Here is a 17,370-nt window from a genome sequence, read left to right on the forward strand (position 1 = left end):
ATGAAAAAAACAATTACTTTATTTTTAGCTTTCTTCCTTGTGCAGACTTATGCTCAGACTGTAGCCGATTTCGAATCTTTTAGCTTACCCGCTGATTCATTTTATTACAACTCTACAACAAAAGACTGGCAAACCAACAATGCAGTATTTCAATATGAGTGGGATACCAACTTTGGTGGCTTTTGGAGTAAGGGATTTTCCTATACCAACAAAAACGATACTGCCAATGGAGGATTTATGAATCTATACAATTGCGCCGCAGGAAAAGGTTATAACAACTCCAATTATTATGTAAGCGCGCAAAACAATGGAATCATTCGTTTAAAAACATCTACCGATAACAAAGTAGACGGATTTTATATTACTAACTCAACTTATGCCTATAAATCAATGAAAAATGGTGATGCCTTCGCGAAAAAATTCGGAGGAACAACAGGCAACGATCCGGATTGGTTTAAGATTACCATTAAAGGTTTTTTAGGCGGCACCATGAAAACAGATAGCACAGAATTCTATTTAGCGGATTTTCGTTCAAGTAATAATTCGTTAGATTACATTTTAAAAACATGGCAATGGGTAAATTGTAGTAATCTCGGTGTGGTTGACAGTATTCAGTTTTTTATGTATTCAAGCGATGTGGGAAGTTTTGGAATGAACACACCTGCATTCTTTAATATCGACAATTTCACGACCAGTAAAGTTGTGGGGATAAAAGAAAACACTTTGTTTGCTCAGTTTAATTCCTACCCGAATCCTGCATCTGACAACATTTACTTTTCTCTTATTTCCAACGAAACATTTGATGCGGAAATAAAAATCATCAATGCGCTTGGAATTGAAGTAAGGAAAGAAAACAAAAACATTCAAGCCGGACCAAACAATTTCCAATTAAACATCAGCGAACTGACAAGTGGTTTATATTTCATCGAAATGAATCATCAGGAAAACAAACACACTTATAAATTGATTAAAAATTAATGAAGTCATTACTCCTTACTATATTTACTTTATTCGCGCTTGTTTCCTCGGCTCAATTTCATGGACCGGTGGGAAGCGCTAATTCAATTGCCATGCATACAGACAGTAATGCATTTATTGCATGGGCAAAAGAATGTAAAGTAACTAGGGGTTATCAAGATATTTCCAATACAAACTTAGGACTTGTTACAGTAGGTGATAGCTCCTTTGCCATTGGAAAAGCCGATGCAGGAATTGTAAGTTTGGGTGACGGAGGAAGTGCCATCATAACATTTAGCGCTCCAATTTCAAATGGTCCGGGTTATGATTTTGCAGTTTTTGAGAATGCGTTTAACGATTCATTTTTAGAATTAGCTTTTGTTGAAGTAAGCAGCGATGGTATCAACTTTGTGCGCTTTCCATCGGTTTCTAACTCGCCTTTAAATCCGCAGTTCGATAACAATGCGAATATGGATGCGACTAAACTTAATAATCTGGCAGGAAAATATCGTGCATTATACGGAACACCATTTGATTTACAAGAATTATCCTCATCACCGCAATTAGACATTGACAATATAACACACGTTAAAATCATTGATGTAATTGGGAATGTAATGCCTCCTTACGTTAGTTTTGACTCCAACAACAACGCGATTAACGACCCCTGGCCAACGCCTTTTCCACAAGGAGGATTTGATTTAGATGCTGTAGGCGTGATCCATCAAAAAGCGGTTGGTATTCATGAACTAGAAAATAATTCCTTGTTTAGTTTCTACCCTAACCCTGCAAAAGACCAGATAAACATACAATTGAAAGGTGTTAACGAAACAGCTTCTGTAATTTTAACCGATGTACTTGGAAATATTCGCATGGAACATGAATTCAAATCTAATTTGGCAGTGCTAAACATGAGCGAACTCAGTTCAGGTATTTATTTTATCAGTATACATTCAGGAAATCAAGTTTGCTCTAAAAAAATCATTAAGGAATGAGAATAACCTTTTACATATTATTCTTTGCTCTTCTTACTTCTTGTGTAAAAGACAAACCGAATGAACAATTGCAACCGGAAGTATCATTAGGTAATGGCGCCAAAGTGTACATTACTAACGAAGGCAATTATGGTAGCAACAATGCTTCGGTAAGTTTATATGAAGCAGAGAGTGGAAATGTTATTCAGGATATTTATAAAACACAAAACAATAATGCGGCACTTGGCGATGTTTGCCAGAGTATGATAAAAATAAACAACCACTATTATATTGTTGTAAACAATTCTGGTAAAATAACAGTCGTATCTCCTGACAATTTCAAACATCAATTAACCATTACCGGATTTAATTCGCCGCGTTATATTCTGCCTGTTTCGCCGAACAAAGCATATGTAAGCGATTTGTATGCTAATTCCATTTCTATATTGGACTTAAATTCCAATACAAAATCAGGCAGCATTCCTTTAAATGGCTGGAATGAACAAATGCTTTTACTCTTTAACAAAGCTTTCGTCACAAATTTGAAGTCGGATTACTTATATGTAATTAATACCATTACAGATCAAATCAGCGATAGTATTTTAGTTGGCCCCAATGCAGGAAGCATCGTCTTAGATAAAAATTCGAAACTTTGGGTATTAAGCGGAGGAAACAGCAGCACAAGCACCTTAGCAAAACTTACCAGAATAAATCCGGTGAACTTACAAATTGAAACAGCGTTTACATTTAACGGTTCTGACAAACCGGGGAATCTTTGCATTAATTCAACACGCGATATTGTTTATTTCCTTAATACGCATATCTATAAAATGGGTATTAGTGATACTAATTTGCCGACTTCATCGTTTATTAGCGGTAGCGGTCATACTTTTTATGGGCTTGCCGTAAATGTAAACAATAATGATATTTATGTTAGCGATGCCATTGATTACATTCAAAAATCGACTATTATGGTTTATTCTTCAGCAGGAAATCAAAAAACCACATTTAAAGCCGGCATCAATGCTTCAGGTTTTTATTTTGAATAAACGCAAGTTAAATCAAAACAAATCTCCTTTTTACCTTATATTACTATTAATTATGGCTATATTTACTTAGCTTAAATTAAAACGTATCATCAATTCTGTAAACATAATTTCCTTCGACATTCCCTATCCTGCCAATTATGGCGGTGTAATAGATGTGTTTTATAAAATAAAACAACTGCATCAAAACGGAATAAAAATTCATTTACACTGTTTTGAATATGGAAGGGCGCATGCGAAAGAGTTAGAAGCATTATGTGAGAAAGTATATTATTATAAGCGTAAGACAGGTATCATGAATATCTTTTCTTTGTTGCCTTATAACGTGAAATCAAGGCAATCGGAGGAATTAGCGCAAAATTTATTGACGAATAATTTTCCCATCATTTTTGAAGTACTTCATACATGTTATTTAATGAGTGATGTACGATTCGAAAAACGTTTAAAGATCTATCGCCACAGTAATATCGAACACGATTATTATTATCACTTAGCGCAATCAGAGAAAAAAGCTTTCAAAAAAGTATATCTGAATGAAGAAGCAAGGAAACTTAAGAATTTTGAAAAAGTCGTTGAACATGCGAATCTGATATTGGCAGTTAACGAAGATGATACCTCCTATTTCAAAAAGAATTATCCGAAAGTACCATGCGAGTTTTTACCCAGCTTTCATCCGAACGATACGGTTTCTTCACTATCCGGTAAAGGAGACTATATTTTATACAATGGCAACCTCAGCGTTTCAGAAAATTACGCGGCTGTTTTATGGTTGCTTGAAAATGTATTCAATAAAATAAACTCACCGATTATCATTGCCGGATTGAATCCGCCCGCTTTTTTATATGATAAAATTAAAAAAATGAAGCATGTGCAACTAATTGCCAACCCTTCCGAAGCACAGATGAACAAATTGATTGAAGAGGCGCATATTCATGTACTTTACACCGAACAGGCAACCGGACTCAAATTAAAACTAGTGAATGTGCTATTTAAAGGCCGCTTCGTGGTGTGTAACGATAAAATGCTGCAAGGTACCGGAATTAATAGCAACTCTACGCTGGCGATTGGTAATAACCCACCAGAAATGATTAAAGCTATTGAATCATTAATGGAAATGGATTACAATGCGACTTTCATGGAAGAAAGAAAAAAACAAGTAAGCCGTTTTTCCAATCAGCAAAATGCAGAGAAATTGCTCTCACTGATTAATAAACCAACGGCGTAAGAAGCATTACTTACTCACAATATTCATCTCTTGTAAGAGATAACCCGCACCTGCAAATTTATCAATGATAAACAGCGTGTAACGAACATCCAGCACAATATTGCGGCACTGATTTGGATTATACATCACATCACTCATCGTACCTTCCCAATTCCTGTCGAAATTGGTTCCAATTAATTCGCCTTTGGCATTTAAAACCGGACTACCGCTGTTACCGCCTGTAGTATGATTAGAAGCAATAAATGCAACGCGTAACTTTCCGTCTTTATCGGCGTACTGACCATAATCTTTCTTCGTATACAACTCTTTCAATTTTGGAAACACATTAAACTCGTCATCACCCGGCTTTTCCTTCTCCATGATTCCATCTAAAGTGGTGTAATGCTTATACGATACGCCGTCGCGTGGTTCGTAATCATTCACTTTACCATAAGCGACGCGCAAGGTTGAATTCGCATCCGGCCAAAACTTTTTATCCTTCATCAAATCGCGCATGGCTTTTACATATTCCTTTTGTAATTCATTAATATGTAACTCATCGTAATTGGCCTGAGGTATAACAGCCGTTTGATAATATTTTACTATACCGGCAGTCATTTTATAATACGGATCGCGTTCGTATAAAGCAGCATTCTGCTCGAAATCATCCAGCATCGCTTTCGCTTTAGTATTATCGATAAAACTGGAGTTCTCATATAAAAACTTAGCAACGGAAGCACCGTCGTTGTTGTGAGCCGACAATAAAGAATCCAAATAAAAAGGACGATTGATTTTCTCTACACCTTTCACATATTCATTTAACATGGCTGTACAAAGTTTAATATCCGTTTCCTTATTCATATTCCGGAAAGGAATCGACTTTTTAATAGTCTTCAATAAATCATCAAACTTATTGTCTTTTCCTGCATTTTTCTTTTTCAGTTCGTTAAAAATATTGATGAAATTCATTGTGAAACGTATACCGTCAATTCCCATCAAACACTCGCTGTAATAATCCATCTGTTTGCTGAGAGTGGAATACTCGGCGTAAATCTTCTTAAACTCGTTAAACATATCATCGAGTTTACCTTTGTAAGCTGAGTTGGCATTGGCCACTGCCAAAAATTCTTTTTCAAATTCACGCTTTTTCTCAACTGCATTATAGCTTTTCAAGCCTTGCATTTCGCCGTACCATTTTTTGTAATAGTTAGCAACACCTGCGTAAGCATTCGCGTACATTAAACGAACTTCATTACTTTTCTTCATATCCTCTTCCATGATAGCCAAACGCTTCTCACGTAAGGCAACACGACGAGGATTGGTTTCATTCACCAACATTTCAACCGCGTAAGAGGTTAAATACTCCTGAGTTCTTCCCGGAAAACCATACACCATGGTAAAATCGCCCTTCTCATAACCTTTAATAGAAACAGGTAGTGAATGCTTTGGCGTATAAGGAACATTATCAGGAGAAAAATCAGCCGGCTTATTGTCTTTACCCGCGTAAATACGGAACAATGCAAAATCCGCATTATGTCGCGGCCACATCCAGTTATCGGTTTCGCCGCCAAATTTACCAATGGACGCAGGAGGTGCGCCAACTAAACGAACATCGCGAAAAGTTTCGGTAACAAACAAATAATATTCGTTGCCATAGAAAAACGGACGAACAAAAGCACCATAATGTGTTCCTTTAATAGCGTCCGCTTCGATGATTTTAATGTTGGCTTTGATAATGGAATCACGTTGTAACTCGGAAGCGTTTGCATTCATGTTATTCATCACGCGGCTTGTCACTTCTTCAATGCTTTTTATAAATGTGACAGTCAAATTAGGTGTATAAATTTCTTCGTTCTTATTCATCGCCCAAAAACCATTGGTTAAATAATCTTTGGTCACCGTACTGTGATAAACGATGGCGCCATATCCACAATGGTGATTGGTTAAAACCAATCCTTGCTGCGAAATAATTTCAGCTGTACAACCGCCGCCAAACTGAACGATAGCATCTTTTAAACTGGACTTGTTAACGCTGTAAATTTGCTCGGCTGTTAATTTGCAGCCGTTCTTCTTCATGTCTTTAATGTTTAAAGCATTTAAAAGTTGCGGCAGCCACATGCCTTCATCGGCAAGAGATACAAAACTTAAGAAAATGAAAGGAAAAATTAATAGCGCTTTTCTGAGGTTCATGGTTTTATTTTGAGAGTATAAATATACTAAGGAAATATGTATGTGTTGTCCCCAATTTGGGGGAGATTTTAACCGAAAACTCAATATAAATAATAACCTATCCCAACAGCACAATTTAATCCTGAATTTGGTAATCTTGAAGTGTTAATATAACCTGAACTTACCATAAAGTCCTTTTTCCATTTTTCATTGATCAAATCATAATCAAAATCAAGATTAATAGAAATGGTAATTCTTTTAATTATAAATTTCGGCTGCATGGATAATTTAGGCGAGAAAAATGGTTTTATTTGGGAAAACGCATCTTTTGAAATTATTTTCAAATTTCCGGTATTAAAACCTAAAAAAACACCCAAATTGAAGTATTTATTTTTTTCTAATAAGGTCTTTCCGTAACCAACATTTACTGAAAAACCTTTGAATTGGGCATTTACTGTATCGCTTATTACGATGTTTTTGGGGATAAAGTAATTGTAATAAAATTGCCCCGCTAAACTGTGTCTAGGATTTATCGCGTACGAATTAATTAGGATTCCTACTCCAACAAAATCAGACGGTTTATTAAAATCCAAGTTTGAAAGCGTACTGAGCTGATTAGAAAAGTCTTTTAGAAAATACCTGTGGCCATAAAATGCATTAAATGAAACGTTATAACCATAACTTTCCTTTTTCTTTTTAGATTTTTTCTGGCCATAAATTATTAAACTCAAAAACGAAAAGAATATAATCAAAATAAGCCTCATGATAATTAATCATTTCATCCCAGCCATTTTCATGGCATCCAATTTAATGGCTGAATCGAGCGGAATTTGCAACTCGCTTGATTTTTGAGTGGCTTTCTTTAACAAGCCGGGTTGGTTACGGATTTGCTTCGCATACGTTTGAATGGTTTTGTTCTTCTCTACCCTTGCCCAATAGGTGGCCGGCGAAGTATACATTTCATAAGCATCCTGAATAAATGTGTTACCAAATGCGCCTAAGTTACCATCGCTATACAATAACATTACCACATTATTTTTCTTCTCAATTTCTTCCTTCAGATTTAACTCCCATACTTCCACTTTTTCGCCGGGAATTGGTGAAGGTATTACCTTATTGAAATAATACCAGAATTGTCCGCCCGCAAAACACTGTGTTGGCACACCCATATACACCGGTCCGTACCAATAACTATCGCTAATGGTTAATACACGTGTGCGGTTTTTTAAACTGTCATTTTCAAATAATAATTCCGGATACGCCAGTTGCATATTTTGATCGGGATTAGTATAAAGATTCATACTCTTTAACACATCGGCATCACGACTGCGGGCTGTATCCACTACATCTGTTTTCTCCCAGAATATCTCCGGCATTTGCGTGTTGTGTAATACTTCTATGTGACGAATGATGGTATCAACCGCAAGCACCTCACCGTAATAACTCCAGTGGTGACCAAACTTTGGAAACAAAGGATATTTGGTGTTTGGTTTAAGCAAATTAAAATACGTGTATAAATCCAGATGATTAACGCCATTCGATTTACACTGCTTTACAAACTCAGCGTGGTTGGTGTTTTTAATCGGATGTTTGTATTTATCTTCCACCTGCTCGATGCAATATTCGCCTTTACCCGGTGCAAACACAAGCAATAAATCCACACCGTGACGTTTCAAACTATCTTGCACCACCTTGGCCTTTTGCATTTGCGTTTTAATTCTTTCCTCTCCAATAAAATCATCACCAAAAGCTGAGAAAATGTAACTCTCACTGTACACATAATCATCCTTGCCAATCACAAATCCGTTAACACGAATCTGATTAAAGGCTTTATAGTAAAACTGATTGTTTAATCGTACGCTAATTTCTTTGAGTGACCAATGATCATTGTTGTAATCATCCATTTCTGTTTGATACACACCGGAGAGCCAGTTTTCCTTATTCATCTCCGGCTTTTTATCGCTGATGACAATCCCTGTTAAATTAGGTTTGTTATCCTTCTTCACAAAAGCATAGAGCATAGGAAAACTCAAAGCTATGAAAGCGATGATGATTTCCTTGGTGTATATTTTACTCTTTGCCGCCATTAAAATCTGAAATAAATAAATGGATTAAAATCTAATGCTGATATATAAGCTAATGAAATATAGAAAAGAGCGATGCTGGTCAATAATAAAGCGTTTTTAGTTCCTGAAGTAAATTTCTCACCGTAAACGGTATCCTGAATGGCCTGTGTTTTTGGCAGGAAAGCAAAGAATGAAAAAACACAAGCCAAAGTACATGAGAACCAAAAATCATTGTTCAATGCAAATTTTCCGTCGAAGAAATTGAAACTATACATTTGCTTAATGACATGAGAGGCCATGGATAAATCTTCATTACGGAATAAAACCCAGCCGGTAATCACAATAATAAATGTAATTAGTGTTGAAACGGCCTTGCCGATTTTTTGATATACATTATTTAAGAATAATCTTTCAAGCACTAAGAATAATCCGTGGAAAGCGCCCCATAAAACAAAATTCCAGCTTGCGCCGTGCCACAAACCACTTAATAAAAACACCACCACTAAATTGCGGTAAAGTTTGGCGGGTGTTACTTTATTTCCTCCTAATGGGATATATAAATAGTTTTTCATCCAGGTACCGAGGGTCATGTGCCAGCGGCGCCAAAACTCGGTGATGGAAAAAGAGAGATAAGGATTTTTGAAATTCTCCGGCAATTTAAAGCCCATGATTTTTCCCAAACCAATAGCCATATCACTATAACCACTGAAATCAAAATAAATCTGAAATGTATAAGCTACTGCGCCTACCCAAGCTGCAGCTGTATCTATTTGCTCCGGTGCCAATTTAAAAACTGCATCTGCTTGCATACCTAAAGTATTGGCAATAATTACTTTTTTAGCCAATCCAAAACAGAAAATAAAAAAGCCGCTTAATTTAATATCGGTGGTATAATTCTTTTCACGGTTGGTGATTTGGTCGGCGATATCATGGTATCTCACAATCGGACCGGCAATTAATTTAGGGAAGAAGATGATGTAAGTTTGGTAGTGCCAGAAATTTTTGAGTGGTTTATGAATGCCTCGGTAAACATCTACCACATAAGTAATGCTCTCAAACGTATAAAACGAAATTCCGATTGGTAACAATACTTTGGTCCATTGAATATCGGCTCCGAATAAGGCATTCACATTATCAATAAAGAAATTGCAGTACTTGAAATAAAAAAGCAAACCCAAATTCATGGCCAGCGAAATAATCAATAACTGTCGCTTGGCTGATTTTGTTTTTGCATTATGCATGGCATTCACCAGATAGAAATCCAGAAATGTGGTGCCTAAAATAACAAAGATGAATTTTGGTCCGCCCCAGGCGTAAAAAATAACGCTAAAAATTAAAATGCAAGCGTTTTTGAATTTATTAGGAGTGAGATGATAAGCCAGCAAAAACAATGGCAGGAAATAAACCAGAAATGTAATGCTGCTGAATACCATTTATTGCTTTTTAACGCAGAACAAATTTAAGAGAATAATGTTTATATAAAAGACTAAACCTGCTTCTCCTTCAATTCTCCATTTTCGCATACTAAAGTGCGAGATTTAAACTTCTGATAGGCCAACATATCGTGTGTAGCAAGTAAAACAGAGCTTCCCCCGTCAGCAATAGCTTTTAACAATTTTAAAATTTCTTCTGAAGTCTCAGGATCCAGGTTACCTGTTGGCTCATCCGCTAAAATAATTTCAGGTTCGTTCACCAAAGCACGGGCAATACTTACACGTTGTTGTTCGCCTCCCGATAACTCATGCGGCATTTTGTTTTCCTTATTCTCCAGGCCAACCTTCTTTAACACTTCAAAAATGCGGGTTTTAATTTTAGTTTCGTCATCCCATCCTGTAGCTTTCATCACAAAACGTAAGTTCTCATAGATATTTCTATCCCCAAGCAATTGAAAATCCTGAAACACGATGCCAAGCTTTCGGCGTAAATAAGGTATATCACGACTTTTGAGGCTCGTTAAGTTATAGCCGGCAATTGTTCCGTTTCCATTAATTAGAGGTAAATCGGCATAAATGGTTTTAAGCAGGGAGCTTTTACCGCTTCCTGTTTTACCAAGCAGGTAAACGAATTCACCCTTTTGTATTTCCAAATCCAAATTCCCAATCACAGGCCTTTCATCCTGAAAAATGGTAGCTTTTTCAAACTTAATTACTGTACTCATGTTTAATTCTGCACTAAATTACATTTAATGTAACCTTGAAAGATTTATCCGTTATTCCAATATCAACACTATCGGGTTAATAACTGCAATTGAACAACATAAAAGGTAAAACAAGCCAGCCTAACTTTATTGAAAATTTTTTACGCTGAATTTTAAGATTAACATGATGCTACGAAAGTATGGTGTAATTGCTGTTTTATGTTTAGGCATGTCCTTTGGATATGCACAAAAAACAGCAGCTTACCTCGATAAAGAAAGCTTACTGAAAGACGGGCTTGAATTGTTTGATAAAAAACAATTTGTTGCAGCGCAAAAAAGTTTCTCCGATTATTTGGCTTTAAAAACAAGTCCTTCACTTTTAAAGACGGATGCTGAATATTATGCGGCGGCTTGTGCGATTGAATTATTTCACAAAGACGGAGAGTGGCGTATGCGCGAATTTATTAACGAACACCCTGAAAGCAATAAAGTAAATGGCGCCTGGTTCTATTTAGGAAAATCAAGTTATCGGAAGAAAAAATACGAAGAGACCATTAAAAATTTCGAGAAGGTTGATATTTATAAATTAACGAAAGAAGATTTAGCTGAATTATATTTTAAGCGTGGTTACAGTTATATTGAAACCGGCGCGCAGGATAAAGCTAAAGCTGATTTGTACGAGATCAAGGATGTAGACAATAAATACATCTATCCTGCTCTTTACTATTTTTCTCATATCAGTTATAACGAGAAAAACTACGAAACCTCTTTACAGGGATTCACCAAGTTGGTTGGAAACGAAACATTTGGTCCGGTCGCGCCTTATTATATTACACAAATATATTTTGTACAAGGAAAATACAAACAGGTTGTTGAAGCGGCACCGAAATTATTGAACGATAGTAATCAGGTTCAAAAGAAAAGTGAGATTAACCGCATGATTGGTGAATCGTATTATAATTTAAAAGATTATAGTAATGCGATTACCTATTTAAAACAAACTGAATTAGCGAGTAATTTAAATCCGGAAGGGAATTATGCTTTAGGATATTGTTATTACAAATTGAAGGATTACAATAACTCCATTACTTATTTTGAAAAAGCCGTTACCAATGAAGATAGCTTGGCGCAAAGTGCTTATTACCATCTTGGAGATTGCTTTATCAATGCTAATTTGAAAAGTAAAGCGAAAAATGTTTTCTATCTTGCAACGACACATGATTTTGATAAGAAAATCACAGAAGATGCCTTATTTAGCTTTGCAAAACTCAGTTACGAATTGGATTTTAGTCCGTTTAACGATGCCGTAAAAGCCTTTTCGAAGTATTTAAAGCAATATCCTAACTCTCCTCGCAAAGATGAAGCCAGGAAATATTTAATTAACGTATACTCTACTACTAAAAACTACGACAGAGCCATTGAGAGTATTGAAAGTTTAGACAGTCAGGATCCAATCATTAAAGCGAATTACGAAAAACTGGTTTTCTTTAAAGCCATTGAACATTTCAATAACTTCGAATTAGATGATGCGGAAAAACAATTTAAAAAAGCCATTTCAATCAATTCCGATTTAACTTATAATGCTTTATCTCAATATTGGTTAGGAGAAATATCCTATATAAGACGCGACTATTCTACTTCCATAGAGATCTGGAAAAACTTCTTATTAACACCGAATACCATATCTCTTAAGGAATTTGAATTAGCTCATTATAATTTAGGGTATGCTTATTTCCAGCGAAAAGAGAAAAATGATTACACCAATGCGAATCTGGAATTCAGGAAGTATTTAATGGCAAAAACCAATGATGATTATAACAAGATTGCCGATGCCAATGTAAGAGCTGCGGATTGTTATTTCATGAACAGAGATTTTAATCAGGCAGCTGAATATTATGAAACTGCTATTGCGCTAAATAAGGTAGACGTTGATTATAGTTATTATCAAAAAGCATTGTGTAACGGATTATTAAAAAACTTTAAGGAGAAAATAAATGATTTGAAATACATTGAATCACATTTTCCTAATTCAAACTACTTAGGCGCCGCTATTTTTGAAATCGCTGAAACTTACAGTAAAGATTTAAATGACGGTGATAATGCTTTAGTGTATTATGATCACATTCTTAAAAACTTCCCGAAATCATCGTTTGTTGATCCTTCGTTATCCGGTATGGGATTGATTTATTACAACCGTAAGCAGGATGACAAGGCCTTTGAATATTTTGACATCATTGTAAAGAAAGATCCTAAGAGCGCTGAAGCCAGAGAAGTATTACCAATGATTAAGAAAATATTTATTGTGAAGGGTGATATCGACGGTATGGAAAAATACTTTGCCTCTAACGGAAATCCATTAGCGATTAATCAAATTGAGATGGCTTTGTTTGAAAGTGCACGTGAAGCTTATTATAACGATGAAAACTGTGATGTAGCCTTACCTAAATTTGAAAGTTACATTAGTAAGTTTCCTGACGGGAAATATATTTCAGAAGCGCATTTCTGTTTCGCGGAGTGTTCTTACAGTAAAAATCAATTCGAGAAAGCTTTACCGTCTTACTTATACATCGTAAATAAACCAAGAAGTATTTACAGCGAGGTTTCTTTAACTAAATCGGCTTATTTATTGTATAAGGACAAAAGATATTCTGAAGCATTGCCTGTCTATAAACAAATGCAAGAGCTTGCAGAAAGTCCTGCCAATAAATTAACGGCTAAAATTGGCGCTACGCGTTGTGCTTTTAACACTTTGCAATATGAAATTGCTTTAGAAGAAGCGAACAAAGTATTAGCCAGCGAAAAACTAACACCTCAACAAACCAGTGAAGCGAAATACATAAAAGCAAAATCATTATTTGAAACCAATCGCTTGGATGATGCTTTAACCGAGTTTAAGTCGATTGCCAAAAACTCCAAAAATGTAAGTGGTGCAGAAGCTATGTATCATATCGCTAAAATATACTTTAACAAACAAGACTATAAAGAAGCCGAAAAAAGTATCAATAACTTAATCAGTTTCTCGTATACAAACGACGATTGGAATACCAAAGGCATGCTTTTAATTGTTGATTGTTATTTAGCGAAAGGCGAATTAGATGATGCGGAAGTTATTTTACAAACCATCATTGAAGGCAAACCAAAAGAAGAATACTTACCGGAAATTAAAAAACGCCAGGATGAACTGGAAGAAAAGAAAAAAGCAAGAACTGCCGCTCAAGCTATTGTTCAGCCTGAAATGAAAGTAGAGTTTAATACAACGGAAGGTGATAAAAATTTATTTACGCAGCCTAAGCCTACAACTACTGATAGTATCAAAGTAAATACTCCTGTTGAAATTCCTAACCAAAAACCTGAATAAGAAAAATGCTTAATAGTGTTAAAATAGAAAAAAAGACAGGCGGTTGGCGTAATACTTCTTCAATTACTTCTTCCTCTGTAACCGAAAACGCAGCGCTAGATAAACGAAAGCGTATGCTAAGATGGTTATTTGTGATTGTACTTCTATTTGGTTATATCGTTGCTACAATGGCACAAACCGGTATGAATGATATCAATTTTCAAGCGGAAAGTGAGTTTCAACCTACCATTAAAGATGCTATTAAATTTGCTGATGTTCCGGAAATCAGAGATACTGTAAAACGCATTAACAATACGACGTATGGCATTGCATCAAATCCATTGTTTCCTAAATATGAAGTAGCGCCTATTAAACCGGCAAAAATGCAGAACGAACCGCTGAGTAAATTATATCGTTCGTTAATTAAAGTTGGTTACGGTCCTATTTATAACATGCCTTACGGAGAGCTTTGGGTAAACAGTTTGCGTTCGCGTGAAGAAGCTTACGGCGCACATTACAAACATTTCTCTTCTATGTCGCATTTAAAAAATACCGGTTACAGCGGTTTTGTAGACAATGAAGCAGAAATTTTCGGTAAGAAATTTTACAAAAAACATACGCTAAGCGGTGAATTTAACTACAAACGTAATCGCGTGCATTATTATGGTTTTGACACCACCATAAATCATATTACGGATAAAAATTACACCAAGCAGTATTATCAGTTATTTGAGCCTGTTGTTCGTTTGCAAAGTCATTATACCGATAGTAATAAAATCAATCACGATATTCGTTTAGCTTATTATAATCTGGGAGATTTCTACAACTCCTCTGAGAATAACATTAAGTTAAATACAGAGCTAAGTACCTATATCAACAAAGAACATTTACACGTAAAAGTTTTAGCGGATTATTACAACCACAAACAGCAAAAAGACACCATTAATGATTTTATTTTCTCTTTGAATCCGTATTTTGAAGCGAATGGCAAAAAATGGCATGCTGATTTAGGATTAAATGCCACTGTTGATGCATTTAACGGTAATACCAAATTTTATTTCTATCCTCAATTGAATGCTCATTACGATGTTTACGAGAATATCATTGTGCCTTACATTGGTGCTTCGGGTGGATTAATTAAAAATAGTTTTAGAAGTTTAAGTAATGAAAATCCGTTTATTAATCCGAATGTGCATTACGCGAACACACATAATAAATACAATGTGTTTGGCGGTTTAAGAGGTAATTTGAGTTCTTCTACCAGTTATGATGCTAAAGTGAGTTACGGGCAATACGACAGCTTGCATTTCTTTGTGGTTGATTACAGCGATTTAACGCAGTTAGATAATAAGTATAAAGTTATTTACGACAACACTTCGTTATTGAATGTAAGCGGACAAGTGAAATATCAATACAAAGAAAAAATTCATTTTATAGCTAAAGGAAATTATTATTTGTACTCACCTAAAAATCTCGAGCGTGCGTATCATAAACCCGACTTCGACATTACTTTATCTGCCATCTATAACTTAAAGAGCAAAATCATTATTAAAGGTGATGTTTTCGTAATTGGTAATCAATGGGCATTAACCAAAGTAGGTGAAAACAGTGAATTTGTGTTTACCGAATCGAAACTTTTGAATAACCTGGTTGATGCTAATTTAGGTGCTGAATATCGCTATAGTAAAATGTTGAGCTTCTTTTTAAAGTTCAACAATATCGCCAATATGCGTTATGAGCGTTGGGAAAAATATCCTACACAGCGCTTCAACTTCATGATTGGCTTGAGCTTTATTCCCTTTTAAGCACTTTTTAGGTGATTTTTATTAGATTTTGTACTCTTTTCCTTTGAAAAGTGGTATAATTTTGTATATTTGATTAGTCGTTTCTTATGAGCCTACTCAAACACATAATTATCGTTTGTATCCTGATTTCAAATTTAAGCTGGGCTCAAAACAATTCTTCTATAAAGTTAGATCCTGCAAAAGTTCAAATTTTCGAAAAGTACCTTTCCTTCCGACATAGTTTCGAGCCCGGTGGTTTTATTCAGTGGAAAGCAAATAATCCCGAGCTTTACTCAAAAGAAATGTGGTATCAAAGCGAATCGTTTTACATAAAACGTAATCACTTAGAAAGCGGTTTAACAATGAATGAAGGCATGATTGATGTGTGTCGTTTTGAATATTTGAGAAAAGAAAAAGAGGAAGTTATTGTTCCTTTCCCAGGTTTTAAAGATGTGATGGTTTTACTTCCTAAAAACAAACTTATATACGTTACACCATAACCTAATTGAAGAGTTTTGTTTACATAATTAAGTTTTTTTTAAGCTCCCTTTTCATATTTGGATTGGGCTTAAGCATTTATTCTCAACCCGGTGTTGGCCCCGCTCCATACGGTAATGTGGGCTACAATAATGTTCCGTGCAATCAACCGAATGCTTCCAATAATGCGGCCAATTCCATCAATGATTTTATTCATAGCTTCAATACAACCGGTGCTGTAGTTAACATTACCAATAATAATACAGGATGTAATTCACAAGTGATTGCTACTACTTCCGGAAATTACTATTTTGTTGGTTGCCCAACCTATTTACGCGTAAATGCCGGACAAGTAATCACCTGTAATTTCCAATCAGGTATCATATTTGATCAAGGATTTGCAGTTTGGATAGACTGGAATAAAAACAATGTGTTTGATATTTGGTCTGAGCAAGTTTGTGCACCTGCCGGTGTACCAATAGCTGCCACTTGGGCTTCAGCTAACTTCGTTGTTCCGGCGGTAGCAGCAGGTACTTACAGAATGAGAGTTAGATGTGCTTATGCAACAAATGGCCCTTCAATTTTACCTTACTGTGTATATAGTCACGGCGAAACGGAAGATTATAATTTAGTAGTTGGTGCAGGGGTTATTTGCCCTCTTCCAGTTCAGCTGGTATTTTATGATGCCATAATTAAAGATGATAATATAGAGATTAACTGGAGTACTGCTTCTGAGGTAAACAGTGATTATTTTACATTGGAACGAAGTTATGACAATCAAGAGTTTGATTTAATACATAAAACAACTGCCGCCGGTAATAGTTATGAAGTCAATGAATACAGTTTTATGGATACAGACGTAAAATCAAATACTGTTGTTTATTACCGTTTAAAGCAATTTGATAAGGGAAAAAGTGAACCGGAATTCACGAAAACTATTTCTGTTTATTCTACAAATCATCAAACAGGCTTCGAGATTTACCCTAACCCAGTTGCCTCCAATTTGAAATTACTTTTTCCGGATAAATTCATTGGGCAAAAAGTAAAAGTAACTGTATTTGATAATATGGGCACTCAAATTTTGAGTTCAGAAATGTCCTTATTAAGTGAGACTCCTAATTATGAAATTAATACGAGTGCGTTAAAATCAGGAGTTTATTACGTGAATGTATCTGACGAATCAGGTGAAAATTTCAATAAATTATTCTTAAAGGAATAA

At 35.4% G+C, this 17,370-nt stretch carries 13 protein-coding genes; 8 read left to right on the top strand and 5 right to left on the bottom strand.

Annotated features, from left to right (window positions below):
• From J0L69_11485 to J0L69_11500, 4 genes are all read left to right on the top strand, one after another.
• The gene (locus J0L69_11485; GenBank protein ID MBN8693812.1) at positions 1-978 is read left to right on the top strand and encodes a DUF4465 domain-containing protein; all 978 of its coding nucleotides are present in this window, start codon (positions 1-3) and stop codon (positions 976-978) included.
• Positions 978-1,952: a T9SS type A sorting domain-containing protein gene (locus J0L69_11490; GenBank protein MBN8693813.1), complete on the top strand. Its 975-nt coding sequence runs from the start codon at positions 978-980 to the stop codon at positions 1,950-1,952. The genes J0L69_11485 and J0L69_11490 overlap by 1 nt, the downstream gene beginning before the upstream one ends.
• Complete coding sequence (locus tag J0L69_11495) at positions 1,949-2,980, top strand: hypothetical protein (GenBank protein ID MBN8693814.1); 1,032 nt, start codon at positions 1,949-1,951, stop codon at positions 2,978-2,980. The genes J0L69_11490 and J0L69_11495 overlap by 4 nt, the downstream gene beginning before the upstream one ends.
• Positions 2,981-3,065: 85 nt before the next feature.
• A complete protein-coding gene (locus J0L69_11500; protein MBN8693815.1) occupies positions 3,066-4,202 on the top strand; it encodes a glycosyltransferase in 1,137 nt (378 codons plus the stop codon).
• A gap of 6 nt (positions 4,203-4,208) precedes the next feature.
• Here the strand turns inward: J0L69_11500 and J0L69_11505 are convergent, their stop codons facing one another.
• The 5 genes from J0L69_11505 to J0L69_11525 all read right to left on the bottom strand — a co-directional run bounded on the left by J0L69_11505 (position 4,209) and on the right by J0L69_11525 (position 10,574).
• Positions 4,209-6,371 carry a S46 family peptidase gene (locus J0L69_11505; protein ID MBN8693816.1) on the bottom strand — a complete coding sequence of 721 codons (2,163 nt, stop codon included), beginning with the start codon at positions 6,369-6,371 and terminating at the stop codon, positions 4,209-4,211.
• Between the two features lie 80 nt (positions 6,372-6,451).
• Positions 6,452-7,081 (bottom strand): hypothetical protein, encoded by a 630-nt coding sequence (locus tag J0L69_11510; protein ID MBN8693817.1) that lies wholly within the window; start codon positions 7,079-7,081, stop codon positions 6,452-6,454.
• A gap of 42 nt (positions 7,082-7,123) precedes the next feature.
• Positions 7,124-8,437, bottom strand: a complete 1,314-nt coding sequence (locus J0L69_11515) for a hypothetical protein (protein ID MBN8693818.1) — start codon at positions 8,435-8,437, stop codon at positions 7,124-7,126.
• Entirely contained in the window at positions 8,437-9,849 is a 1,413-nt protein-coding gene (locus tag J0L69_11520; protein ID MBN8693819.1) for an MBOAT family protein, read from the bottom strand. The genes J0L69_11515 and J0L69_11520 overlap by 1 nt, the downstream gene beginning before the upstream one ends.
• A gap of 53 nt (positions 9,850-9,902) precedes the next feature.
• Positions 9,903-10,574: an ATP-binding cassette domain-containing protein gene (locus J0L69_11525; GenBank protein MBN8693820.1), complete on the bottom strand. Its 672-nt coding sequence runs from the start codon at positions 10,572-10,574 to the stop codon at positions 9,903-9,905.
• A gap of 163 nt (positions 10,575-10,737) precedes the next feature.
• On the opposite strand from J0L69_11525, the gene J0L69_11530 reads away from it, so the two are divergent.
• The 4 genes from J0L69_11530 (at position 10,738) to J0L69_11545 (ending at position 17,370) form a co-directional block, all read left to right on the top strand.
• Complete coding sequence (locus tag J0L69_11530; protein ID MBN8693821.1) at positions 10,738-13,911, top strand: tetratricopeptide repeat protein; 3,174 nt, start codon at positions 10,738-10,740, stop codon at positions 13,909-13,911.
• Between the two features lie 5 nt (positions 13,912-13,916).
• The gene (locus tag J0L69_11535; protein MBN8693822.1) at positions 13,917-15,695 is read left to right on the top strand and encodes a hypothetical protein; all 1,779 of its coding nucleotides are present in this window, start codon (positions 13,917-13,919) and stop codon (positions 15,693-15,695) included.
• Positions 15,696-15,781: 86 nt separating this feature from the next.
• Positions 15,782-16,174 carry a hypothetical protein gene (locus J0L69_11540; GenBank protein MBN8693823.1) on the top strand — a complete coding sequence of 131 codons (393 nt, stop codon included), beginning with the start codon at positions 15,782-15,784 and terminating at the stop codon, positions 16,172-16,174.
• 62 nt (positions 16,175-16,236) lie between these two features.
• The gene (locus J0L69_11545) at positions 16,237-17,370 is read left to right on the top strand and encodes a T9SS type A sorting domain-containing protein (protein ID MBN8693824.1); all 1,134 of its coding nucleotides are present in this window, start codon (positions 16,237-16,239) and stop codon (positions 17,368-17,370) included.

This window comes from Bacteroidota bacterium, from assembly GCA_017303905.1.
Lineage (GTDB): Bacteria > Bacteroidota > Bacteroidia > B-17B0 > Aurantibacillaceae > JAHEYG01.

What these genes read in the sequence shown, in the direction of transcription:
- J0L69_11525 (MBN8693820.1), bottom strand. Translation starts at nt 10,574, where the DNA reads ATGAGTACAGTAATTAAGTTTGAAAAAGCTACCATTTTTCAGGATGAA.
- J0L69_11505 (MBN8693816.1), bottom strand. Translation starts at nt 6,371, where the DNA reads ATGAACCTCAGAAAAGCGCTATTAATTTTTCCTTTCATTTTCTTAAGT.
- J0L69_11495 (MBN8693814.1), top strand. Translation starts at nt 1,949, where the DNA reads ATGAGAATAACCTTTTACATATTATTCTTTGCTCTTCTTACTTCTTGT.
- J0L69_11540 (MBN8693823.1), top strand. Translation starts at nt 15,782, where the DNA reads ATGAGCCTACTCAAACACATAATTATCGTTTGTATCCTGATTTCAAAT.
- J0L69_11530 (MBN8693821.1), top strand. Translation starts at nt 10,738, where the DNA reads ATGATGCTACGAAAGTATGGTGTAATTGCTGTTTTATGTTTAGGCATG.
- J0L69_11535 (MBN8693822.1), top strand. Translation starts at nt 13,917, where the DNA reads ATGCTTAATAGTGTTAAAATAGAAAAAAAGACAGGCGGTTGGCGTAAT.
- J0L69_11490 (MBN8693813.1), top strand. Translation starts at nt 978, where the DNA reads ATGAAGTCATTACTCCTTACTATATTTACTTTATTCGCGCTTGTTTCC.
- J0L69_11515 (MBN8693818.1), bottom strand. Translation starts at nt 8,437, where the DNA reads ATGGCGGCAAAGAGTAAAATATACACCAAGGAAATCATCATCGCTTTC.
- J0L69_11520 (MBN8693819.1), bottom strand. Translation starts at nt 9,849, where the DNA reads ATGGTATTCAGCAGCATTACATTTCTGGTTTATTTCCTGCCATTGTTT.
- J0L69_11485 (MBN8693812.1), top strand. Translation starts at nt 1, where the DNA reads ATGAAAAAAACAATTACTTTATTTTTAGCTTTCTTCCTTGTGCAGACT.